The sequence below is a fragment of the Pseudomonas sp. QTF5 genome (assembly GCF_000512695.2).
In the GTDB taxonomy this organism is placed as follows: Bacteria; Pseudomonadota; Gammaproteobacteria; order Pseudomonadales; family Pseudomonadaceae; genus Aquipseudomonas.
The window spans coordinates 85,581-108,521 of the sequence record NZ_AZRW02000009.1; the positions used below are offsets into that span (position 1 = coordinate 85,581).

The following is a 22,941-nucleotide window of genomic DNA, read 5'->3' on the forward strand; positions in this document are numbered from 1 at the left end:
TGTAAACTCACGGATTTCCTTGTAACAGTCGCTTCATCAGCAGTATCGGTAAGTTTTTCCGCGTATCGGCAATGATGTGGACGTAGATCGTTTGCCCCCGCACTTCATAAATGATCCGGTTCATTCCAGAGAGAGTTTGTCGATATTGGCTGAGATTCAGCTTCTCAATCTCTTCCGGGACTGACCCGGCATAGGGCTGGCTTCCCAACTGACGGATGGCTGCTTTCAGATTGGCGTAGGTGTTTTGCCATGTCTGTGTAGAAAATTGTTTGGTGAGATAGGTACGAATTTCTTTGAGGTCTGTTTCGGCGGACTGAAGAATGACGACCTTTAAGCTCATTGATGGTCGGCCTTGTCCATTTCTGCGAAGACGTCTTCGGCATCCCGAAACTTGCCCTCCTCAATCTCCCGATTACCCATTGCCAAGAGCTTTAAAAGAGCCATTGTGTCTTCTTGCTCTTCAAAGCTTTTCACATCCATGACCACAAGCTTCGCTTCACCGTTTTGGGTGATCACCAAGGGTTCACGGCTCTCGGTGAGCGTTTTAACGATTTCCGCAGTGTGGCTTTTCAGGTAACTGATCGGCTTGATTTGAGATGAAAGCTTCATGGAATGAGCCTCGTCAGATTGAATAGGACTGAGTTTAGTCTTAATTCAGTCCTGCGTCAGGCTGCACCGACCAACGTTTCCAGTAGAGTCAGGTCTCGGTTTTAGATTTTCGTTGCAGCCAATGCCGTCTTCGCGGGCAAGTCGGACCGCCGCACCGCTCGCTCCAGGTTATGCGCGGTGCGCCAATACCCTGTAGCGAGGCTTGCTCGCGAAGGGGCCCTTGAAAACACTAGATCCTGAAACTTCCAACCAACTGCTTCAACCGCGCCGCCTGCTGCTCAAGATCAGCACACGCACGCAACGTCGACTGCAAGTTCTCCACACCTTCCTGGTTCAGCGTGTTGATTTCGGTGATGTCGACGTTGATCGACTCGACCACGGCAGTCTGCTCTTCGGTCGCAGTCGCCACGGACTGGTTCATCCCGTCGATCTCACCGATGCGCTGCGTCACGCTGCCCAGGCGTTCGCCGGCCTGGTTGGCGATGCCGACGCTGCTTTCGCTCTGGCGCTGGCTGTCGGTCATGGTGCTGACCGCTTCTCGGGCGCCGACTTGCAGTTCTTCGATCATCTTCTGCACTTGCTGCGCCGAATCCTGAGTGCGGTGGGCGAGGTTGCGCACCTCATCCGCGACCACGGCAAAACCACGGCCGGCTTCACCGGCACGGGCTGCTTCGATGGCCGCGTTGAGTGCCAGCAGGTTGGTTTGCTGCGAGATGCTGGTGATCACTTCCAGAATCTGGCCGATGTTCACCGTGTTGCTGTTCAGGGTTTCGATGTTGCCGCACGAATCGCTGATCTTCGCCGACAGCTGCTGCATCGCGGCGATGGTTTTATCCACCACGTGCTGACCGTCTTCAGCCAAGGCGCGGGCGTCGCTCGAGTGTAGCGAGGCGAGGGCGGCGTTCTGGGCGATTTCCTGAGCGGCGGCGCCGAGTTCGTTGATCGCCGCAGCCACGCTGCTGGTGCGTGAGGCTTGTTGATCGGAATTGAACATCGACGAATTAGAAGCGGCGACGACCCGCAAGGCGACTTCGTTGACCTGGCCGGTGGCTGAGGACACTTCGCGGATCGAGGTATGAATACGTTCCACAAAACGGTTGAACGAGGTGCCCAGCGCACCGAATTCGTCCTGGCCGTGAATGGTCAGACGCTTGGTCAGGTCACCTTCGCCCTCGGCGATGTCATGCATGGCGCGGCCCATGGTCAGCAGTGGTTGCATCAGCACGCGGATCAACATGCTCAGCAGCGCGATGATGATCACCACGGCGATGATCATGGCGATGATCGCCGAGGTGCGGAATTCGCTGAGCATCGAGAATGCGGTTTCCTGATCCAGCACCAGCGCTACGTACCAATCCGCCGATGGCACACCGTTGATGTGAGTGAAGGAAATGAACTGGGTTTTGCCGTCCAGTTCGACTTCCTTCAGGCCCTGACTGATTTTCGGCGCACCGTTAGGGTAGGCGTCGGCCAGGTTCTTGAGCACCAGTTTGCTGTCCGGGTGGATCAGGATCTTGCCGTCGGCGCTGACGATAAACGCATGGCCATGACCGCCGAAATTCAGCGAGTTGATAATCGCGCTGACGCTGGACAGGTCGATATCTGCGCCGGCGACGCCGATCATTTGATTCTGATGCTTCACTGGCGTGGCAACGGTGATCACCAGTTTGCCCGACGATGCCGCGATGTAGGGTTCGGTGACGATGGTCTGTTGCGCGTTGTTGGCCGCCTTGTACCAGCCACGGGCGCGGGGGTCGTAGTCTGCGGCGCGATTGCCGGCCGGGACCGAGAACATTACACCGTCGGTCCCGCCGAAGTAGCTCAGCTGGAAGTTGCTGGTGTAGGCCGGCAGGTCGATGGCACGTTTGAGGTTGGCTTGGGCGCTGCCGTCCACGGCGATCTGCTGGGACAGCGATTGCAGCAATTGAATGCGGCTTTCCAGCCAGGTCTGGATGTTGCTGGTGGTCAGGCTGCCGAGTTCCTGCATCGAGGACTCGGTACTGCTGAGCAGGGTCTGCCGCTGGCGGTAATCGTTGAACAGAATGAAACAGGCGAATGCAACGGCCACCACTAGAGCGGCTGCCAACAGGATTTTGTGGCTGAACTTCATGTTTCTGATCATTAAATGAGCTACCGCGAAGGGCTGGTCAACAAGGGGTGTCGATTCGCCGCAGTGGAAGGCTTTGCACTGCTTCTTATGTCGACTGGCCGGCGCCAAAGATTAGGCGGTTTCTGCGAAAACCGACGAAATACTCAACGGCGCGAAACAGTGGCTGATTTATCGTAAAAGGCAGACGGGCGGCCGAACAAATAGCCGAATACTCAGGGAACCAGACAGGGGTTTTCTCTTCTAAGCTTCAGCTTGGCAGCCATGCCATTCCCTTCGCCCCAGGAGTTACACCATGTCGCTGCGTTCTATCGCCTTGCTCTCGTTCTGCGTGTTGTTGGCAGCGTGCGGCAAGATCAATCAGGAAAATTACTCCAAGCTGTCGACCGGCATGCCCAAGGCCGAGGTTGAAACCTTGCTGGGCAAACCTGCCGATTGCTCGGGCGCGCTTGGCATGTCCAGTTGCACCTGGGGTGACAAAAACAGCTTTATCAGCGTGCAGTATGCCGGTGACAAAGTGCTGATGTTTTCTGGCCAAGGCCTGAAGTAAACCGGGGCTATTCGCCTACGGGAGAAAAAAATAATGAAGCGGTTACTGATCGTTCTTTTTGCCGGCCTGGTATTGGCTGGCTGCGCCACTTCTGGCGTAGATTCGTTGGCACCCAAGACCGTCAACACGGTCAACCTCAAGCGTTACCAGGGAACCTGGTACGAGTTGGCGCGTCTGCCGATGTATTTCCAGCGCAACTGTGCGCAATCCGAGGCCCATTACACCCTCAAGCCTGATGGCGACATGGCAGTGCTGAATCGCTGCCTGACGTCGGACTGGCAATGGGAAGAGGCCAGAGGCACGGCTTATCCACAGGTGCCCGGCAAGGCTGACAAGCTGTGGGTCGAGTTCGATACCTGGTTCTCGCGACTGATACCCGGTGTGGCGAAGGGAGAATACTGGGTGTTGTACGTCAGCGATGATTACAAGACCGCGATTGTCGGCGACCCGGGCCGGCGTCACCTCTGGCTGCTGTCACGGACCCCGACGGTCAATGGTGTAGTGCGCGAAGAACTGCTGAGCAAGGCGCGTCAGCAGGGGTATGACACGACGCGGCTGATCTGGCGTACGTCGGATACCAAGATGGCGAAGACTTCGAACTGATTGCCAACGAAAATCAAATGTGGGAGCGGCGGTGCGACGATTCGACTTGCTCGCGAAAGCGGTCTGTCAGTCAACAATTGTGTTGAAGATGACGGCCCCTTCGCGAGCAAGTCGAATCGTCGCACCGCCGCTCCCACATTTTTTTGTGTCAGCCCAAGAGATCGCGCAGAACCTGGGTAAAGGCGCGGTTGCTTTCTTCTTCCCCGGCATGCCGCCCATCACGCACAACCCACTGGCCGTTCACCAGCACATCCCGCACCTGACGATCACCACCGGCAAACAGCCAACGATTGAGAATTCCGTCGCCACTGGCCGTTGCCAGATACGGATCGTTGCCATCGAGCACCAACCAATCCGCGCGCTTGCCGACTTCCAGGGCGCCAATCGGCTGCCCCAATGCCTGGGCACCGCCATCCAGCGCGGCGTCGAACAGTGTGCGGCCAACCATCGGCTGGTCCGCGCCATACAAACGATTACGCCGCTGATCGCGCAGCCGCTGGCCGTATTCCAGCCAGCGCAATTCTTCCACCACGCTTAACGACACATGGCTGTCGGAACCGATGCCCATGCGCCCGCCCTGCGCCAGGAAGTCCACCGCCGGAAAAATCCCGTCGCCGAGGTTGGCTTCGGTGGTCAGGCACAGGCCGGCGATGGCGCGGCTCTTGGCCATGAGCGTGACTTCTTCCGGGTTGGCGTGGGTCGCGTGGACCAGGCACCAGCGCTGATCGACTTCATTGTTTTCGTACAGCCATTGCAGCGGACGGCGACCGCTCCAGCTCAGGCAGTCATCGACTTCCTTCTGCTGTTCGGCGATGTGAATGTGTACCGGGCACTGCTTGTCGCTGGCCGCCAGCACTTCACTGATCTGCTGCGGTGTGACCGCACGCAATGAGTGGAAACACAAACCCAGGGCCTGGGCCGGTTGCTGTGCCAGGATCGGCTGCAAGCGCGACTGAAGTTTCAGGTAGTTTTCGGTGCTGTTGATAAAGCGGCGCTGACCTTCGTTCGGGGCTTGGCCACCGAAACCGGAGTGGCTGTAGAGCACTGGCAGCAGGGTCAAACCAATACCGGCGGAGCTGGCTGCCTGGCTGATGCGTAGCGCCAGTTCGGCCGGGTCCGCGTAAGGCTGGCCGTTGGTGTCGTGGTGTACGTAGTGAAATTCCGCGACCGAGGTGTAACCGGCCTTGAGCATTTCGATGTACAGCTGACGGGCGATGACGCCGAGTTGATCCGGGCTGATTTTTCCGACGAGCCGGTACATCAAATCGCGCCAGGTCCAGAAACTGTCGTTCGGATTACCCGCCACTTCCGCTAAACCGGCCATGGCTCGCTGGAAGGCGTGGGAGTGCAAATTCGGCATCCCCGGCAGCAGCGGACCGCTCAGCCGCTCGGCGTCATCTGCGTGAGAATCGGCCTGGATATGGGTCAGCACGCCATCGGCGCTGACCTCAAGACGTACATTGTTGGCCCATCCACTAGGCAGCAGCGCGCGTTCGGCAAAGAAGGCGGACATGGTTCAGCACCCCATCGTGTGTTATTTGTATATACATATACAGACGTTTGCCTGCTCGGTAAACTCCGGCAAGCTAGCAACTCCTACTAATCGAACAAGGATCAACCGTGCCGACTCCGCCTGCAGTCTCCCCGTTGGCCGCACACATGGGCGACAGTCCGGCGCCCTTGTACGCCCGCGTGAAACAGATGATTACCCAGCAGATCGACAGTGGAAACTGGCCGCCGCACTACCGCGTTCCGTCGGAAAGCGAGTTGGTCAATCAGCTGGGTTTCAGCCGCATGACCATCAACCGCGCCCTGCGCGAGATGACTGCCGATGGCTTGCTGGTGCGTATGCAAGGCGTCGGAACATTCGTCGCCGAACCGAAAAGTCAGTCTGCCTTGTTTGAAGTGCACAACATCGCCGACGAGATCGCCTCCCGTGGCCATCGTCACACCTGCAAGGTGATCACCCTCGAAGAAGAGGCCGCCGGTTCCGAGCGGGCCCTGGCCCTGGACATGCGCGAAGGCCAGAGGGTTTTCCATTCGCTGATCGTGCATTTCGAAAACGATATTCCAGTGCAAATCGAAGACCGTTTCGTCAACGCACTGGTGGCGCCGGACTACCTCAAGCAAGACTTCACCCTGCAAACGCCTTACGCCTATCTGAACCAGGTCGCACCGTTGACCGAAGGCGAGCATGTGGTCGAAGCGATTCTTGCCGAACCGTCCGAATGCAAATTGCTGCAGATTGAAAAGGGCGAACCGTGCCTGCTGATTCGTCGCCGCACCTGGTCCGGCCGTCAGCCAGTGACCGCCGCCCGTTTGATCCACCCCGGTTCCCGTCATCGTCTGGAAGGACGGTTCCACAAATAAAGAGCCATAAATAAAGAGCCCTAATGAGCCAGTTGAAAGTTTTACGCGCGGCCGATTACCCGCGCATGCCGTGGAAAAACGGCGGCGGCAGTACCGAAGAAATCACCCGCGATACTGGTGTAGGCCTTGATGGTTTTGGCTGGCGCCTGTCGATTGCCGACATCGGTGAGTCGGGCGGATTTTCCATCTTTGCCGGCTATGAGCGGGTGATCACTGTGCTGCAAGGCGAGGGCATGACCTTGCGCATCGATGGTCAGGACACACGACCGTTGTTACCGCTGGACCCGTTTGCTTTCAGTGGCGAGAGTCATGTGTCCTGCACATTGCTCGGTGGCTCGATTCGCGACTTCAACCTGATTTATGCGCCGGACCGTTACCACGCGCGGTTGCAGTGGCTGGAGGGCGAGCAGCGGTTTTTCAGCTCGGCCGGCACCGTGTTGGTGTTCAGTGTGGCTGAACAGCTTGAAGTGACGGTGGGTAACAACGCCTCTCAGCTAGGGCGCCATGATTGCCTGCAGCTGGACGGTAACGTTGGCCTGCTGGATATCTCCATCAAGGGTCAGTGCTGTGTGATCGAGCTGATCGCACGCGGTTAACTGTGGCGAGGGAGCTTGCTCCCGCTGGGCTGCGCAGCAGTCGTCAATGCAGTATCCCGGTTCTTCTGACACACCACTTGCTCCGGTTTTTGGGTCTGCTTCGCAGCCCAGCGGGAGCAAGCTCCCTCGCCACAAAAGCAGTAGCCCATACCGTTTCCCATTGCGCACCACTTTGTTACCGAACGCCCCAGCGTGGCGCAAAACCACGTTCAAGTAACAGCTGTCCTTCCCCGCGAAAATCCCCCCAAAAAATTTCATCTTCCTCAAGGCCCTTGATCTACAGCCTTTCCAGCCCTTTCAAAAATTTTGTTGAATGCTCATCCAGCAAGTTGGCCGCTTGATTGCATATGCTTGTATGTACAAGTAAAGACGTATGCGTATGAGTCGATTCGAGACTCCTCGCAGCGTCCACTGATTCGCTTGTGGCGCTTTGACGCGCACAGGCTGGCTTGCCCATTGCCAGGGCTGGTTTGAATTGATCGCTGAGGAGTCTTTTTCGTGACTGACAATACCCAGAAACCTACTAAATACCGCAATGTCGAAATCCGTGCTGCTCGCGGTAACAAGCTGACCGCCAAGAGCTGGCTGACTGAAGCGCCGCTGCGCATGCTGATGAACAACCTCGACCCGGAAGTCGCCGAGAACCCTAAAGAGCTGGTGGTTTACGGTGGTATCGGTCGTGCGGCACGTAACTGGGAATGCTACGACAAGATCGTCGAAAGCCTGACCAACCTGAACGACGACGAGACCCTGCTGGTGCAATCCGGCAAGCCGGTCGGCGTGTTCAAGACCCACAGCAATGCCCCGCGCGTGCTGATCGCCAACTCCAACCTGGTGCCGCACTGGGCGAGCTGGGAACACTTCAACGAACTCGACGCCAAAGGCCTGGCCATGTACGGCCAGATGACCGCTGGTAGCTGGATCTACATCGGCAGCCAGGGCATCGTCCAGGGCACCTACGAAACCTTCGTCGAGGCCGGTCGCCAACACTATAACGATGACCTGAAAGGTCGTTGGGTCCTGACTGCAGGCCTCGGCGGCATGGGCGGCGCTCAACCATTGGCCGCAACCCTGGCCGGCGCTTGCTCGCTGAACATCGAATGCCAGCAGGTCAGCATCGATTTCCGCCTGAACAGCCGCTATGTCGATGAGCAAGCCACCGACCTCGACGACGCGCTGGCCCGCATCGCCAAATACACCAAAGAAGGCAAAGCGATTTCCATCGCCCTGCTGGGCAACGCAGCTGAAATTCTGCCTGAACTGGTCAAGCGTGGCGTGCGCCCGGACATGGTCACCGACCAGACCAGCGCCCACGACCCGCTCAACGGCTACCTGCCGGCCGGCTGGACCTGGGAAGAGTACCGCGCTCGCGCCAAGACCGAGCCTGCTGCCGTGGTCAAAGCCGCCAAGCAGTCCATGGCCGTGCACGTTAAAGCGATGCTCGACTTCCAGAAAATGGGTATTCCGACCTTCGACTACGGCAACAACATCCGTCAGATGGCTCAGGAAGAAGGCGTTGAAAACGCGTTCGACTTCCCGGGTTTCGTACCGGCTTACATCCGTCCGCTGTTCTGCCGTGGCATCGGCCCGTTCCGTTGGGCTGCGCTGTCGGGCGATCCGCAGGACATCTACAAGACCGACGCCAAAGTAAAAGAACTGATCCCGGACGATGCCCACCTGCACAACTGGCTGGACATGGCTCGCGAGCGCATCAGCTTCCAGGGTCTGCCGGCACGTATCTGCTGGGTTGGCCTGGGCCTGCGCGCCAAGCTCGGTCTGGCCTTCAACGAGATGGTTCGCAGCGGTGAATTGTCCGCACCGATCGTAATTGGTCGCGATCACCTGGACTCCGGCTCGGTATCCAGCCCGAACCGCGAAACCGAATCGATGCAGGACGGCTCCGACGCCGTGTCCGACTGGCCACTGCTCAACGCTCTGCTCAACACCGCGAGCGGCGCGACCTGGGTTTCCCTGCACCACGGCGGCGGCGTCGGCATGGGCTTCTCCCAGCACTCGGGCATGGTGATTGTCTGCGACGGTACTGACGAAGCGGCCGAGCGTATCGCCCGCGTGCTGCACAACGACCCGGCCACCGGTGTCATGCGTCACGCCGATGCGGGTTACCAGATCGCAATCGACTGCGCCAAGGAACAAGGGCTGAACCTGCCGATGATTACCGGCAAGTAATACCGAGCCCTGTGGGAGCAAGCCCGCTCCCACAAAAGAGCCGTGTTCAAGCAGGACGTTGATTCGGGCTGGAGGCCCTCTTGACTGCCGTAAGCCCAATCATGATTAGGAGCGTCAAACAATGAAATCGAACAAGACCCTGCTGACCACATTGCTTTCCATGGGCCTGCTGGCCAGTGCTGGCGCCACTCAGGCGGCTGGCTGGTGCGAATCGGGCAAACCGGTGAAATTCGCCGGCCTGAACTGGGAAAGCGGCATGCTGCTGACCGACGTGATGCAAATCGTCTTGGAGAAAGGCTACGACTGCAAGACCGACAGCCTGCCAGGCAACTCCATCACCATGGAAAACGCCCTGAGCAGCAACGACATTCAAGTGTTTGCCGAAGAGTGGGTCGGGCGTAGCGAGGTCTGGAACAAGGCCGAGAAGGCCGGCAAAGTCGTCGGCGTCGGCGCTCCGGTTGTTGGTGCCATCGAAGGCTGGTATGTGCCGCGTTACGTGATCGAAGGCGATGCCAAGCGCAAGCTGGAGCCAAAAGCCCCGGACCTGAAAGCGATCGCCGATCTGGGCAAATACGCTGCCGTGTTCAAGGATCAGGAAGAGCCATCCAAGGGCCGTTTCTACAACTGCCCGGCCGGCTGGACCTGTGAGCTGGATAACAGCGAAATGCTCAAATCCTATGGCCTGGAAAGCACCTACACCAACTTCCGTCCGGGCACCGGTCCGGCGCTGGATGCCGCGGTGCTGTCGAGCTACAAACGTGGCGAGCCGATCCTGTTCTACTACTGGTCGCCAACCCCGCTGATGGGCCAGGTCGACCTGGTCAAACTCGAAGAGAAACCAGGCGTGAACAAGGAAGTGACCATCAAGGTCGGCCTGTCCAAGACCTTCCACGAGCAAGCCCCGGAACTGGTGGCCGTGCTGGAAAAGGTCAACCTGCCGATCGACCTGCTGAATCAGAACCTCGGGCGCATGGCCAAAGAGCGGATCGAATCGCCAAAACTGGCGAAGATCTTCTTGAAGGAACATCCTGAAGTCTGGCACGCATGGGTGAGCGAAGACGCAGCCAAAAAGATCGACGCGGCCTTGTAGGTCGAGTGTCTCCGACTGTCGCCAACGGCAGTCGGATGCTTGATCGCAACCCCTTGATTGAGAGTCTTTTTATGTTTCCCGAAAGCTTTACCTTTTCCATCGCCGACTGGGTCAACAGTTGGGTCGATTCGCTGGTCACCAACTACGGCGATGTGTTCCGCAGCATCTCCGACACCCTGTTGTGGGCCATCGTCAATCTCGAAGGGCTGCTGCGTGCGGCGCCCTGGTGGCTGATGCTGGCGATCGTGGCGGGCGTTGCCTGGCACGCGACCCGAAAAGTCGTGACCACGTCGGTCATCGTCGGTCTGCTGTTCCTGGTGGGGGCGGTCGGCCTCTGGGACAAGCTGATGCAGACCCTGGCGTTGATGATGGTGGCGACGGTCATTTCGGTGTTGATCGGCATTCCGCTGGGCATTCTTTCGGCACGCAGCAATCGCCTGCGTTCGGTGCTGATGCCGCTGCTGGACATCATGCAGACGATGCCGAGTTTCGTGTACCTGATCCCGGTATTGATGCTGTTCGGCCTGGGCAAGGTCCCGGCGATTTTCGCCACGGTGATCTACGCCGCGCCGCCGCTGATCCGCCTGACCGATCTGGGTATTCGTCAGGTCGACGGTGAAGTGATGGAAGCGATCAACGCCTTCGGCGCCAATCGCTGGCAACAACTGTTTGGCGTGCAACTGCCGCTGGCCCTGCCGAGCATCATGGCCGGGATCAACCAGACCACCATGATGGCCCTGTCGATGGTGGTCATCGCCTCGATGATCGGTGCCCGTGGCTTGGGTGAAGATGTGTTGGTGGGGATTCAGACCCTCAACGTCGGACGTGGGCTTGAGGCCGGTCTGGCGATCGTGATTCTGGCAGTGGTCATCGACCGCATTACTCAGGCGTATGGTCGGCCACGGCATGAGGTGAGCAAATGAGCAACGAAGCCATCAGCAAGATCGAAGTCAAAAACGTCTTCAAGATTTTCGGCAGCCGTTCCAAGGATGCGCTGGGCATGATTGGCCAGGGCAAAACCAAAGACCAGGTATTGGCCGAAACCGGCTGCGTGGTCGGCGTGAACGACCTGTCGCTGAGCATCGGCACCGGCGAGATCTTCGTGATCATGGGCCTGTCGGGTTCCGGCAAGTCGACCCTGGTGCGCCACTTCAATCGCCTGATCGACCCCACCAGCGGCGCGATCCTGGTGGACGGCGTGGACATCCTGCAATACGACATGGAAGCCCTGCGCGAATTTCGCCGGCACAAGATCAGCATGGTGTTCCAGAGCTTCGGCCTCCTGCCGCACAAGACAGTGCTGGATAACGTCGCCTACGGCCTGAAAGTGCGTGGCGAGAGCAAGCAGATGTGCGCCGAGCGCGCGCTGCACTGGATCAACACCGTGGGCCTCAAGGGCTACGAAAACAAATACCCGCATCAGCTTTCCGGCGGTATGCGCCAGCGTGTGGGCCTGGCTCGCGCCTTGGCGGCGGACACCGACATCATCCTGATGGACGAAGCCTTCAGCGCCCTCGACCCGCTGATCCGCGCCGAAATGCAGGACCAGTTGCTGGAACTGCAAAAGACCCTGCACAAGACCATCGTCTTCATTACCCACGACCTCGACGAAGCCGTGCGCATCGGCAACCGCATCGCGATCCTCAAGGATGGCCGACTGATTCAGGTCGGCACGCCACGAGAGATCCTGCATTCGCCGGCGGATGAGTATGTGGACCGGTTTGTACAGCGGCGGGCTGCGGTGGTTTAAAGGTTTGCGGTGTCTGTGCTGGCCTCTTCGCGAGCAAGCCCGCTCCCACATTAGATCGGTGTTGAACACCAATTTTGGATACATCAGAAATCCAATGTGGGAGCGGGCTTGCTCGCGAAGGCGTCGGCAAAGCTGCATCAATATTCAGGTTGTACGCATGAGGTCAAAGATGTCCCAGGCTGAAAAAATCGTTATCGCCGACGCCCCGCTGCGCTGGCAGGATGTGGTCGCAGTCGCCCGTCATGGCGCGCAGCTTGAGCTGTCGCCTCTGGTGTGGACTCGGATCGAGAATGCCCAGGCGATCGTCCAGCGCATCGTCGCCAGCGGCGAGCGTGCCTACGGCGTCAACACCGGACTCGGTGCGCTGTGCAACGTCTCGCTCAAAGACGAACAACTCAGCCAACTGTCGCGCAACACCTTGCTCAGTCACGCCTGTGGCGTCGGTGCACCGCTGGCCGACGAGCAGACCCGTGCAATCATGTGTGCGGCAATCCGGAATTACAGCCATGGTAAATCCGGCATTCATCGTCGGGTGGTCGAAGCCTTGCTGGCGCTGCTCAACCGTGGCATCACTCCGCAAGTGCCTTCCCAGGGTTCGGTGGGTTACCTGACCCACATGGCCCACATCGGAATCACTCTGCTGGGTATCGGCAATGTCAGCTATCGCGGGCAGATCGTTTCCGCACAGCAAGCCCTGGTCGAAGAAGGTCTGCAACCGGTTCAGTTGGGCGCTAAAGATGGCTTGTGCCTGGTCAACGGCACGCCGTGCATGACCGGTCTCAGCTGTCTGGCAATTGCCGATGCGACGCGTCTGGTGCAGTGGGCCGACGTGATTGGTGCCATGAGCTTCGAAGCTCAGCGTGGCCAGATTGCCGCGTTCGACGCCGAGATCATCGCGCTCAAACCCCATCCGGGCATGCAGCAGGTCGGTATCAATCTGCGGGCATTGCTCGAGGGCAGTGAAGTGATTGCCAGCAGCAAGGGCATTCGTACTCAAGATGCGTTGAGCATCCGTTCGATCCCGCAAGTTCACGGTGCCGCCCGCGATCAACTTGAGCACGCAAAAAAGCAGATCGAAACCGAACTCAACTCTGTCACCGACAACCCGATGCTGCTGGGCACGCCGGACAACTTCCGGGTGGTTTCCCAGGCCAACCCGCACGGTCAGTCGGTGGCATTGGCGGCGGATTTGCTGGCGATTGCCATGGCGGAAATCGGCTCTATCGCCGAGCGCCGCCTGGACCGTTTGATCAACCCGCACGTCAGCGGTCTGCCGGCGTTTCTGGTGGCCAATCCGGGAGTGAACTCCGGGATGATGATCGTGCAATACGTTGCCGCTTCCCTGTGTGCGGAAAACCGCCAGTTGGCGCAACCAGCGGTGCTCGACAACTTCGTCACTTCGGGCTTGCAGGAAGACCACCTGAGCATGGGCACCAACGCCGCGCTGAAGCTGCATCGCGCGCTGGAAAACTGCACGCAGATCCTCGCCATTGAATATTTGCTGGCATCCCAGGCGTTTGAATTCTTGAAAGAGCAACGTTTTGGTACTGGCACCGCTGCCGCTTGGCGCCTGTTGCGCGAGCGGGTTCCGGCCTATGACCAGGACCGCTGGCTGGCACCGGATATCGCCGCCGCTGCCAGTGTTTTGAAAGACCCGATTTTGTTGCACAAGGCTTTACCGAATCTGAACTGATTTTCACAACACCAGCGTGCCAAGGCGCGGCCCCCCCAAAAGGCGGGAAGCGACGGACAACGGACATTTCCGGAGCGTCTGGTGAGTCCTCTTCATTTATGAAGAATAAAAACTCTCAAAAGGAGCACAAAATGACTGCGCTTAACCTGATTCCCGGCCAACTGAGCCTTGCCCAACTGCGTGATGTTTATCAGCAACCGGTCAAAATCACCCTCGACAACAGTGCCTCGGCCCAGATCGAAGCCAGCGTTGCCTGCGTGGAACAGATCCTCGCCGAGAACCGCACTGCTTATGGCATCAATACCGGTTTCGGCCTGCTAGCCTCGACCCGCATCGCCAGTGAGGACCTGGAAAACCTGCAGCGCTCGCTGGTGCTGTCCCACGCCGCCGGTGTCGGGGAGCCGATCAGCGACGCGCTGGTTCGATTGGTCATGGTGCTCAAGGTCAACAGCCTGAGCCGTGGTTTCTCCGGCATTCGTCGCGTAGTGATCGACGCGCTGATCGCGCTGATCAACGCCGAGGTTTACCCGCACATTCCATTGAAAGGTTCGGTGGGTGCATCCGGTGACCTGGCGCCTTTGGCCCACATGTCCCTGGTGCTGCTGGGCGAAGGTAAAGCTCGCTACAAAGGCGAGTGGATGGAAGCAACCGAAGCGCTGAAAGTCGCCGGTCTGACCCCGTTGACCCTGGCTGCCAAAGAAGGTCTGGCGCTGCTCAACGGCACTCAGGTTTCTACCGCTTATGCATTGCGCGGCTTGTTCGAAGGTGAAGATCTGTTCGCCGGCGCCTTGGCCCTTGGCGGTCTGACGGTCGAAGCGGTACTGGGCTCGCGCTCGCCATTCGACGCACGCATTCATGCGGCGCGCGGCCAGAAAGGCCAGATCGACGCCGCTGCCGCGTACCGCGATCTGCTGGGCGAGCGCAGCGAAGTGTCCGACTCGCACCAGAACTGCGAAAAGGTTCAGGACCCGTACTCCCTGCGCTGCCAGCCGCAAGTCATGGGCGCCTGCCTGACCCAGTTCCGCCAGGCCGCCGAAGTGCTCGCCATCGAAGCCAACGCCGTATCGGACAACCCGCTGGTGTTCGCCGCTGAAGGTGACGTGATCTCGGGCGGTAACTTCCACGCCGAGCCGGTGGCCATGGCCGCCGACAACATGGCGTTGGCCATCGCCGAAATCGGCTCCCTGAGCGAACGTCGCATCTCGCTGATGATGGACAAACACATGTCGCAACTGCCGCCATTCCTGGTGGCCAATGGCGGCGTGAACTCCGGCTTCATGATCGCTCAAGTAACCGCTGCGGCTCTGGCCAGTGAAAACAAGGCCTTGTCCCATCCACACTCGGTGGACAGCCTGCCGACGTCGGCGAACCAGGAAGACCATGTGTCCATGGCCCCGGCGGCGGGCAAGCGTCTGTGGGAAATGGCGGAAAACACGCGTGGGGTTCTGGCGGTGGAATGGCTGGCGGCGGCTCAGGGCCTCGACCTGCGTGAAGGTCTGAAAACCTCGGCCAAACTGGAAAAGGTCCGGGCGATTTTGCGGGCTGAAGTGCCGTTTTATGAGAAGGACCGGTTCTTTGCGCCGGACATCAATGCGGCCAGTAAGTTGTTGGCCACCCGTTGCCTGAATGAGCTGGTTACGGCGAAGTTGCTGCCTAGCCTGTAATGGCTCCTTCTCTGATGATCGTTCCCACGCTCTGCGTGGGAATGCCTCTAGGGACGCTCTGCGTCCAGTGACGCGGAGCGTCACGGGCTGCATTCCTTTGCTGCGCGTGGGAACGATCAGTCGCCAATAAAAATAATTAAGGACGAGAAATGCAACAGCCAGCAAAAGGTTTGAAACGCGGGCTCTCTGCCCGACATATTCGCTTCATGGCGCTGGGGTCGGCGATCGGCACCGGGCTGTTCTACGGTTCTGCCTCGGCCATTCAAATGGCCGGGCCGGCGGTACTGCTCGCTTACCTGATCGGTGGCGCGGCGGTGTTCATGGTCATGCGCGCCCTCGGTGAGATGGCGGTGCACAACCCGGTGGCCGGCTCTTTCGGTCAGTACGCCAGCACCTACCTGGGGCCGATGGCGGGGTTCATCCTCGGTTGGACTTACGCGTTTGAAATGGTCATCGTCGGCATGGCCGACGTCACCGCGTTCGGTATTTACATGGGCTTCTGGTTTCCGGAAGTCGACCGCTGGATCTGGGTGCTGGGCATCGTGTCGGTGGTCGGTGGCTTGAACCTGTGCAACGTCAAGGTCTTCGGTGAAATGGAGTTCTGGTTGTCGCTGCTCAAGGTCGCGGCCATCGTTGCGATGATCCTGGGTGGCTTCGGCATCATGCTGTTCGGTATCAGCACCGCGCCCGGCGCCCAGGCGACCGACATCAGCAACCTCTGGAGCCATGGCGGCTTCATGCCCAATGGCGTGGGCGGCCTGATCGCATCGTTTGCGGTGGTGATGTTTGCGTTTGGCGGCATTGAAATCATCGGCGTGACTGCCGGTGAGGCCAAAGACCCGCAGCGCGTGCTGCCCAGAGCGATCAATGCCGTACCGTTGCGTATCCTGCTGTTCTACGTGCTGACGATGTTTGTGCTGATGTCGATCTTTCCTTGGCAACAGATTGGCAGCCAGGGCAGTCCATTCGTGCAGATTTTCGACAACCTGGGGATCAGCTCGGCGGCGACTATTCTCAATATCGTGGTGATCTCGGCAGCGGTGTCGGCGATCAACAGTGACATCTTCGGCGCTGGCCGGATGATGTACGGGTTGGCTCAGCAAGGGCACGCACCCAAAGGCTTCGCCCGCCTGTCGGTCAATGGTGTGCCATGGATGACCGTAGTGGTGATGAGTGCCGCGCTGCTGCTGGGCGTGCTGCTGAACTACCTGATTCCGGAAAACGTGTTTCTGTTGATCGCCTCCGTCGCGACCTTTGCCACGGTGTGGGTCTGGCTGATGATTCTGTGCACCCAGGTGGCTATGCGTCGCTCCATGAGCGCCGAGCAAGTCGCACAACTGAAATTCCCGGTGCCTTTCTGGCCTTACGCACCGATGGCGGCGATTGCCTTCATGTTGTTCATTTTCGGCGTGCTGGGCTACTTCCCGGACACCCAGGCGGCGCTGATCGTCGGCGTGGTCTGGATCGTGCTGTTGGTGCTGGCCTACCTGATGTGGGTGAAACCGGCGGCAGGTCAGGCAGCCTTGGTGGCACGAGACCCTGTTTTTTCTCATCGATAACCTAACGGAGGCCAAGGATGAAAACGCTCTGGCAACACTGCCACGTCGCAACTATGGTGCAAGGCGTCTACTCGATCATCGAGGACGCGGCCATCGTGACGTCAGGTGCGCACATTGAGTGGATTGGCCCGCGCGGTGAGTTGCCGGCGGGTGAGTACCCGGCCGTCAACGATCTTAAAGGCGCCTGGGTCACCCCTGGGCTGATCGACTGCCACACCCACACGGTGTTCGGCGGCAACCGCAGCGGTGAATTCGAGCAACGCCTGCAAGGCGTCAGCTATGCGGAAATCGCCGCCGCCGGCGGTGGCATCGCCAGCACTGTGCGCGCGACCCGCGCCGCCAGCGAAGACGAGCTGTTCGCCAGCGCCGCCAAGCGCCTGAAGAGCCTGATGCGCGACGGCGTGACCACGGTCGAGATGAAGTCCGGCTACGGCCTGGACCTGGCCAGCGAACGCAAGATCCTGCGGGTCATCCGCCGTCTCGGCGCCGAGCTACCAGTCAGCGTGCGCAGCACCTGCCTGGCCGCCCACGCTCTGCCGCCGGAATACGCTGATCGCGCCGACGACTACATCGATCACATCTGCAGCGAAATGCTCCCGGCCCTGGCGGCCGAAGGGCTGGTGGATGCGGTGGATGCTTTCTGCGAATACCTGGCGTTTTCGCCGGAGCAGGTCGAACGGGTTTTCGTCGCCGCGCAGAACCTTGGCTTGCCGGTGAAACTACATGCCGAGCAATTGTCGTCGCTGCACGGTTCGAGTCTGGCGGCGCGCTACCACGCGTTGTCCGCCGATCACCTGGAATTCATGACCGAAGACGACGCCATCGCCATGGCCAAGTCCGGCACCGTCGCGGTATTGCTGCCCGGCGCGTTCTACTTCCTGCGGGAAACCCAATTGCCGCCGATGGAAGCCCTGCGCAAACACGGCGTAAAAATCGCCATCGCCAGCGACCTCAATCCCGGCACTTCGCCGGCGCTGTCGTTGCGCTTGATGCTGAACATGGCCTGCACCTGTTTCCGTATGACCCCGGAAGAAGCTCTGGCGGGTGCAACGATTCATGCCGCCACCGCGCTGGGCATGGGCGAGACTCACGGTTCGCTGGAAGCCGGCAAAGTCGCCGACTTTGTCGCCTGGCAGATTGATCGACCGGCCGACCTGTCGTACTGGCTGGGCGGCGACCTGGAAAAACGCGTCGTGCGTCACGGCGTCGAAACGAGCGTTTAGGAGAGCAGTTGTGGATAAGGTTCTGAACTTCAAACAAGGCCGCGTGCCGCTACTGATCAGCATGCCTCACGCCGGTCTACGCCTGACCCCAGCGGTCGAAGCGGGATTGATTCCCGACGCGAAAAGCCTGCCGGACACCGACTGGCACATTCCCAGACTTTACGAATTCGCCACCGAGCTGGGCGCCAGCACTCTGGCGGCCGAGTACTCGCGGTTTGTCATCGATCTGAACCGACCGTCCGACGACAAGCCTTTATATGTCGGCGCCACTACTGGTCTGTACCCGGTGACGTTGTTCGACGGTATTCCGTTGTTCCGCGAAGGGTCGGAGCCCTCGGCCACAGAGCGGGCGAATTATCTGGAGCAAATCTGGACGCCGTACCACCGCACCTTACAGGAGGAGCTGGCACGGCTGAAGGCCGAGTTCGGCTACGCGCTGCTATTCGATGCACACTCGATCCGCTCGATAATCCCACACCTGTTCGACGGCAAGCTTCCGGACTTCAACCTAGGCACCTTCAATGGCGCCAGTTGCGATCCACAATTAGCCAGTCAACTGGAAGCCATCTGCGCGCAACACGGCGATTACAGCCATGTGCTGAACGGTCGATTCAAGGGCGGGCACATCACCCGGCATTACGGCAACCCGGCCGAGAACATCCATGCCGTGCAACTGGAGTTGGGTCAGTGCACGTACATGGAAGAGTTCGAGCCGTTCCGTTATCGCCCGGACCTGGCGGCACCGACGCAAGTGGTGCTCAGGGAATTGCTGCAAGGGTTGTTGGCGTGGGGCGAAAAGCACTACAGCGCATAACCCTGTGGCGAGCGGGCCTTTGTGGCGAGGGAGCTTGCTCCCGCTCGGCGGCGAAGCCGTCGTAAACCCGGCTGGTCGGGCGTATCTGATAAAACTCGGTTGAATGGTTTGGGGGCTGCTTCGCAACCCAGCGGGAGCAAGCTCCCTCGCCACAGATTGGTGTTCGCCTTGATAACGCATCAGGACAGTCGCCACCGTGCAAAACACGGTCGCCACAGGGCGCTTTTGCCGTCTCGGCGCTGCGTAATGTTCTGGGCACGGTGCATGAAGACACCGGGCCCATAATAATCTGCTGCCGAGCGAGCCTTCCCGATGAAACGACTGTTCAACCGCTGTCTGTTAATCCTCACCGGCACTGCTCTTCTGAGCACCAGCGTTTTCGCCAACGACCCCGCTTCCTGCAAGACCGTACGCATGGGCGTGGTCAACTGGACTGACGTGATCGCCACCAGCGGCATGGCTGACGTATTGCTCAATGGCCTCGGCTACGAAAGCAAGCAAACCAGCGCCGTGCAGCAAATCATTTTCGCCGGCATCCGCGACAAACGCCTCGATATCTTTCTCGGTTACTGGAAACCGGCGATGGATAAAAACATCGCTCCGTTCGTGGCGGCCAATCAGGTGAAGGTCATGGACAAACCGAGCCTGGCCGACGCCCAGGCGACGCTCGCCGTGCCTGACTACGTGGCTGCCGCCGGCCTGAAAACCTTCGCCGACATCGCCAGATTCAAGGATCAGCTTGGCGGCAAGATCTACGGCATCGAACCGGGCAGCGGCGCCAACACCACGATCAAAACCATGATCGAGGCCAATCACTTTGGCTTGAAGGACTTCAAACTGATCGAGTCCGGTGAGGCCGGGATGCTCGCCGCGGTGCAGCGGGCGGTCAATCGCAAGGAGTTCGTGGTGTTCGTCGGCTGGACCCCGCATCCGATGAACATCAACATGAACATCGCCTACCTGAGCGGCAGCGAAGACGTCTACGGGCCGAACGAAGGCGCTGCGACCGTTTCCACCGTGACCGCGCCGGACTATGCCGAGCGCTGCCCGAACGTGAACCGCCTGCTGGAAAACCTGACTTTCACCGCCGCGCAGGAAAGTCAGTTGATGGTGCCGATCATGGAGCGCAAGACGCCACAGGAGGTCGCCAGGCAATGGCTGCGTGATCATCCCGAAGATCTTCAACGCTGGCTGGCGGGTGTCAGCAGTTTTGATGGCAAGGAGGGGGTGGCAGCCGTTCAGGCCAGTTTGAAAAACTGACTGGTTGAGCGGGATCACTGTGGCGAGGGGGGGCGCAGAACCTGTGGGAGCGTGGCTTGCCCGCGAAGAACGATGACGCGCAATACCTGAAAAACCGCGGTGCATTCTTCGCGGGCAAGCCACGCTCCCACAGGATTTGCGTCGTTCAAGTTTTTTGACTTCCTCTATTTGGCTGGCTGCAAGCTCATGGCTTCTTATCCACTCTCCGAACACATGGCGGCTTTCGTCGAGAAAACCCTCAGCTTCAACAGCACCGACAGCAGCCTCACCGGTTTGCGTCAGGCCTACAGCGAGATGTGCCGGGCGTTTACCCCGCCGCGTCCTGCGGGGCTTGAAGTGGTCGACTTCCAATTGGCAGGCGTGGCCGTGCGTTCCTGGCAACCGCCGGTCACGCCACCGACCAACGGTTGGCCGTGCATTGTGTACCTGCACGGCGGTGGTTGGGTGGTGGGGGATCTGGATTCCCACGCCTTCATCTGCGCCGAGCTGGCGTCGGTGCTCGGGGTGCTGGTGATCGCCGTCGATTATCGGCTGGCACCGGAGCACCCGTTCCCGGCGGCGTTCGATGACTGCCTGAGTGTCTGGCGCGCGCTGCGCACAGGACCGTTTCAGCTCGATCAGGCGCGCACCCTGGTGGCAGGCGACAGCGCTGGCGGCAATCTCGCCGCTGCGTTGTGCCTCGCGTTGCGCGATGCCGGTGAGCCAATGCCATGCGCGCAAGTTCTGATCTATCCGGGACTGGGCGGCGATCACCGATTGCCGTCGCGCAGCGAATGCGCCGATGCGCCATTGCTCAGCAGCAGCGATCTGGATTGTTATCACGCGTTGTATTTAGGCGGTACCAGACAACCGGGTGCCTATGCGATGCCCTTGCTCGCCGACGACTTCAGCGGTCTGCCACCGGCGTTGATCGCCGTGGCGCAGTTCGATCCGCTGTGCGATGACGGCGTGCTTTACGCCGAGCGACTCAACGCCGCAGGCGTGAGCGCAACGCTTTATTACGGGGAGGGGCTGGTTCACGGCTGTTTGCGGGCGCGGGGGCAGGTCGCCGAGGTCGACCGACTCTATGAAATCCTGTTCGGCTATTTGGCTGAAAAAACGGGCTGACAAACTCTGACGCTGCAGGGGCATGCTCATTGAAGTAATTCGGGTTTATGATGCCGGACGGCAGAATAATAGAAGTCCCCCCAGGGATGACCTCGACCCCTTACGGAGCGCGCAATGCAGACTTTGTACCCGCAGATCAAACCCCACGCCCGGCACGATCTGGCCGTCGATAAAACCCACACGCTGTACGTCGACGAAAGCGGTTCGCCGGAAGGTTTGCCGGTGGTGTTCATCCACGGCGGCCCCGGCGCCGGGTGTGATGCCCAGAGCCGCCGGTATTTTGATCCGAACCTGTATCGCATTGTCACCTTCGACCAGCGCGGTTGCGGTCGCTCCACGCCCCACGCCAGCCTGGAAAACAACACCACCTGGGATCTGGTCGCCGACCTCGAGCGGATTCGCAAACACCTGGGTATCGACAAGTGGGTGCTGTTCGGCGGCTCCTGGGGTTCGACCTTGGCCCTGGCCTACGCGCAAACCCATCCGGAGCGCGTGCACGGTTTGATTCTTCGTGGGATTTTTCTTTGCCGTCCCCAGGAAATCGAATGGTTCTACCAGTGTGGCGCCAGTCGGCTGTTTCCCGATTACTGGCAGGACTACATCGCCCCGATCCCGCAGGACGAACGCCACGACTTGCTCTCGGCGTTCCACAAACGCCTGGTCGGCAACGATCAGATCGCCCAGATGCACGCGGCCAAGGCCTGGTCCATGTGGGAAGGCCGCACCGCCACCCTGCGGCCGAATCCGCTGGTGATCGACCGTTTCTCCGAGCCTCAGCGTGCGTTGTCCATCGCCCGTATCGAGTGCCACTACTTCACCAACAATGCTTTCCTCGAGCCGAACCAACTGATTCGCGACATGGCCAAGATCGCCCATCTGCCGGGCATTATTGTCCATGGTCGCTACGACGTGATCTGTCCGCTGGACAACGCCTGGGAACTGCATCAGGCCTGGCCGAACAGCGAATTGCAGGTGATTCGCGACGCCGGCCATGCGGCGTCCGAAACAGGTATCACTGATGCCTTGGTACGCGCCGCTGATCAGATGGCCCGTCGTATGCTCAACCTGTCGCCTGACGAAGCATGAAGGGCCTGCTGCAACGCGTGCGTGGCGCGCGAGTCGAGGTTGCGGGGGAGGTGGTTGGCGCGATAGATCAGGGGTTGCTGGTGTTGGTCGCAGTCGAGCCCGACGATACTCGGGCCAGCGCCGACAAACTTCTGCATAAACTGCTTAACTATCGAGTATTCAGTGACGCCGAGGGCAAGATGAATCTGTCCTTGGCGGACGTAGGCGGTGGGTTGCTGCTGGTCTCACAGTTCACCCTGGCCGCCGACACCAAAAACGGGTTGCGCCCAAGTTTTTCGACTGCGGCTCCTCCTGCTTTGGGCGAGGAGCTGTTCGGCTATCTATTGGGTAAAGCGAAACAGGTGCATGGCACTGTGGCATCAGGTAGATTCGGCGCGGATATGCAGGTGCACCTGGTCAATGATGGCCCGGTAACCTTCCTGTTACAGACGTGAAAGCGCTTGAAACATCTTTTTAAGTGCATTTCGGCTGAAAACGGGGGCTTTTCCCGATAAATACTTGGTTCCCCCTGATGCGTTGTAACGCGGCCTGCTAGATAATCGCGCGCTACGGGGATCAGCGTTCGTTGGTCCGTTTTGACTTAGGTAGAGACTTGTCCGAGACCTGTTGGGGAATCATTTTGCCCCATAGGAGTCGGAACAATGCTCGCCAACTTGGCAAGAGTCGTTCGCAG

The 22,941-nt window shown here is 59.5% G+C and carries 21 protein-coding genes and 1 pseudogene; 17 read left to right on the top strand and 5 right to left on the bottom strand.

The features are described from left to right. Positions 1 to 7: 7 nt before the first annotated feature. The 4 genes and pseudogenes from IC37_RS09805 to IC37_RS30935 form a co-directional block, all read right to left on the bottom strand. Positions 8 to 340, bottom strand: coding sequence for a type II toxin-antitoxin system RelE/ParE family toxin (locus IC37_RS09805; RefSeq protein ID WP_030129261.1), 333 nt, complete (start codon positions 338 to 340; stop codon positions 8 to 10). After that, positions 337 to 609 (bottom strand): type II toxin-antitoxin system Phd/YefM family antitoxin, encoded by a 273-nt coding sequence (locus IC37_RS09810; protein WP_030129260.1) that lies wholly within the window; start codon positions 607 to 609, stop codon positions 337 to 339. The genes IC37_RS09805 and IC37_RS09810 overlap by 4 nt, the downstream gene beginning before the upstream one ends. A gap of 229 nt (positions 610 to 838) precedes the next feature. After that, on the bottom strand, positions 839 to 1,603 hold the full coding sequence (locus IC37_RS30930) for a methyl-accepting chemotaxis protein (RefSeq protein ID WP_371916317.1): 765 nt from the start codon (positions 1,601 to 1,603) through the stop codon (positions 839 to 841). A 93-nt stretch (positions 1,604 to 1,696) separates the two neighbouring features. Continuing rightward, positions 1,697 to 2,731: pseudogene (locus IC37_RS30935) on the bottom strand (cache domain-containing protein); the annotation flags it as partial. A 280-nt stretch (positions 2,732 to 3,011) separates the two neighbouring features. Here IC37_RS30935 and IC37_RS09820 point away from each other — a divergent pair. Further along, positions 3,012 to 3,266, top strand: coding sequence for a hypothetical protein (locus IC37_RS09820; protein ID WP_008068804.1), 255 nt, complete (start codon positions 3,012 to 3,014; stop codon positions 3,264 to 3,266). A 33-nt stretch (positions 3,267 to 3,299) separates the two neighbouring features. Next, on the top strand, positions 3,300 to 3,869 hold the full coding sequence (locus IC37_RS09825; protein WP_030129258.1) for a lipocalin family protein: 570 nt from the start codon (positions 3,300 to 3,302) through the stop codon (positions 3,867 to 3,869). Positions 3,870 to 4,017: 148 nt separating this feature from the next. Here IC37_RS09825 and IC37_RS09835 read toward each other — a convergent pair whose 3' ends face one another. Beyond that, positions 4,018 to 5,382 carry a formimidoylglutamate deiminase gene (locus tag IC37_RS09835; protein ID WP_030129257.1) on the bottom strand — a complete coding sequence of 455 codons (1,365 nt, stop codon included), beginning with the start codon at positions 5,380 to 5,382 and terminating at the stop codon, positions 4,018 to 4,020. A gap of 146 nt (positions 5,383 to 5,528) precedes the next feature. Here IC37_RS09835 and hutC point away from each other — a divergent pair, with 146 nt between their 5' ends. From hutC to dtd, 15 genes are all read left to right on the top strand, one after another. Further along, a complete protein-coding gene (gene hutC, locus IC37_RS09840) occupies positions 5,529 to 6,239 on the top strand; it encodes a histidine utilization repressor (RefSeq protein ID WP_177409387.1) in 711 nt (236 codons plus the stop codon). 23 nt (positions 6,240 to 6,262) lie between these two features. Continuing rightward, entirely contained in the window at positions 6,263 to 6,835 is a 573-nt protein-coding gene (locus IC37_RS09845; protein WP_030129255.1) for a HutD family protein, read from the top strand. Between the two features lie 498 nt (positions 6,836 to 7,333). Then, positions 7,334 to 9,022, top strand: a complete 1,689-nt coding sequence (gene hutU, locus IC37_RS09850) for a urocanate hydratase (protein ID WP_030129254.1) — start codon at positions 7,334 to 7,336, stop codon at positions 9,020 to 9,022. A gap of 121 nt (positions 9,023 to 9,143) precedes the next feature. Beyond that, the gene (locus IC37_RS09855) at positions 9,144 to 10,112 is read left to right on the top strand and encodes an ABC transporter substrate-binding protein (RefSeq protein ID WP_010464521.1); all 969 of its coding nucleotides are present in this window, start codon (positions 9,144 to 9,146) and stop codon (positions 10,110 to 10,112) included. Between the two features lie 71 nt (positions 10,113 to 10,183). Beyond that, positions 10,184 to 11,035 (top strand): proline/glycine betaine ABC transporter permease, encoded by an 852-nt coding sequence (locus tag IC37_RS09860; RefSeq protein WP_030129253.1) that lies wholly within the window; start codon positions 10,184 to 10,186, stop codon positions 11,033 to 11,035. After that, positions 11,032 to 11,862 carry a glycine betaine/L-proline ABC transporter ATP-binding protein gene (locus IC37_RS09865; protein WP_051414811.1) on the top strand — a complete coding sequence of 277 codons (831 nt, stop codon included), beginning with the start codon at positions 11,032 to 11,034 and terminating at the stop codon, positions 11,860 to 11,862. The genes IC37_RS09860 and IC37_RS09865 overlap by 4 nt, the downstream gene beginning before the upstream one ends. 169 nt (positions 11,863 to 12,031) lie before the next feature. Then, a complete protein-coding gene (gene hutH / locus IC37_RS09870) occupies positions 12,032 to 13,555 on the top strand; it encodes a histidine ammonia-lyase (RefSeq protein WP_030129251.1) in 1,524 nt (507 codons plus the stop codon). A gap of 131 nt (positions 13,556 to 13,686) precedes the next feature. Beyond that, a complete protein-coding gene (gene hutH, locus IC37_RS09875) occupies positions 13,687 to 15,219 on the top strand; it encodes a histidine ammonia-lyase (RefSeq protein ID WP_030129250.1) in 1,533 nt (510 codons plus the stop codon). A gap of 149 nt (positions 15,220 to 15,368) precedes the next feature. Beyond that, the gene (locus IC37_RS09880) at positions 15,369 to 16,778 is read left to right on the top strand and encodes an amino acid permease (RefSeq protein ID WP_030129249.1); all 1,410 of its coding nucleotides are present in this window, start codon (positions 15,369 to 15,371) and stop codon (positions 16,776 to 16,778) included. A 17-nt stretch (positions 16,779 to 16,795) separates the two neighbouring features. Further along, positions 16,796 to 18,001, top strand: a complete 1,206-nt coding sequence (gene hutI / locus IC37_RS09885; protein WP_030129248.1) for an imidazolonepropionase — start codon at positions 16,796 to 16,798, stop codon at positions 17,999 to 18,001. A 10-nt stretch (positions 18,002 to 18,011) separates the two neighbouring features. Next, entirely contained in the window at positions 18,012 to 18,815 is an 804-nt protein-coding gene (gene hutG / locus IC37_RS09890; RefSeq protein ID WP_030129247.1) for an N-formylglutamate deformylase, read from the top strand. A 312-nt stretch (positions 18,816 to 19,127) separates the two neighbouring features. After that, complete coding sequence (locus IC37_RS09895) at positions 19,128 to 20,075, top strand: choline ABC transporter substrate-binding protein (RefSeq protein WP_030129246.1); 948 nt, start codon at positions 19,128 to 19,130, stop codon at positions 20,073 to 20,075. 186 nt (positions 20,076 to 20,261) lie between these two features. Further along, positions 20,262 to 21,182 (top strand): alpha/beta hydrolase, encoded by a 921-nt coding sequence (locus IC37_RS09900; protein WP_030129245.1) that lies wholly within the window; start codon positions 20,262 to 20,264, stop codon positions 21,180 to 21,182. 114 nt (positions 21,183 to 21,296) lie between these two features. Beyond that, entirely contained in the window at positions 21,297 to 22,268 is a 972-nt protein-coding gene (gene pip, locus IC37_RS09905) for a prolyl aminopeptidase (protein ID WP_030129244.1), read from the top strand. After that, positions 22,265 to 22,702: a D-aminoacyl-tRNA deacylase gene (gene dtd, locus IC37_RS09910; protein WP_030129243.1), complete on the top strand. Its 438-nt coding sequence runs from the start codon at positions 22,265 to 22,267 to the stop codon at positions 22,700 to 22,702. Before pip ends, dtd begins: the two co-directional genes overlap by 4 nt. Positions 22,703 to 22,941 lie beyond the last annotated feature (239 nt).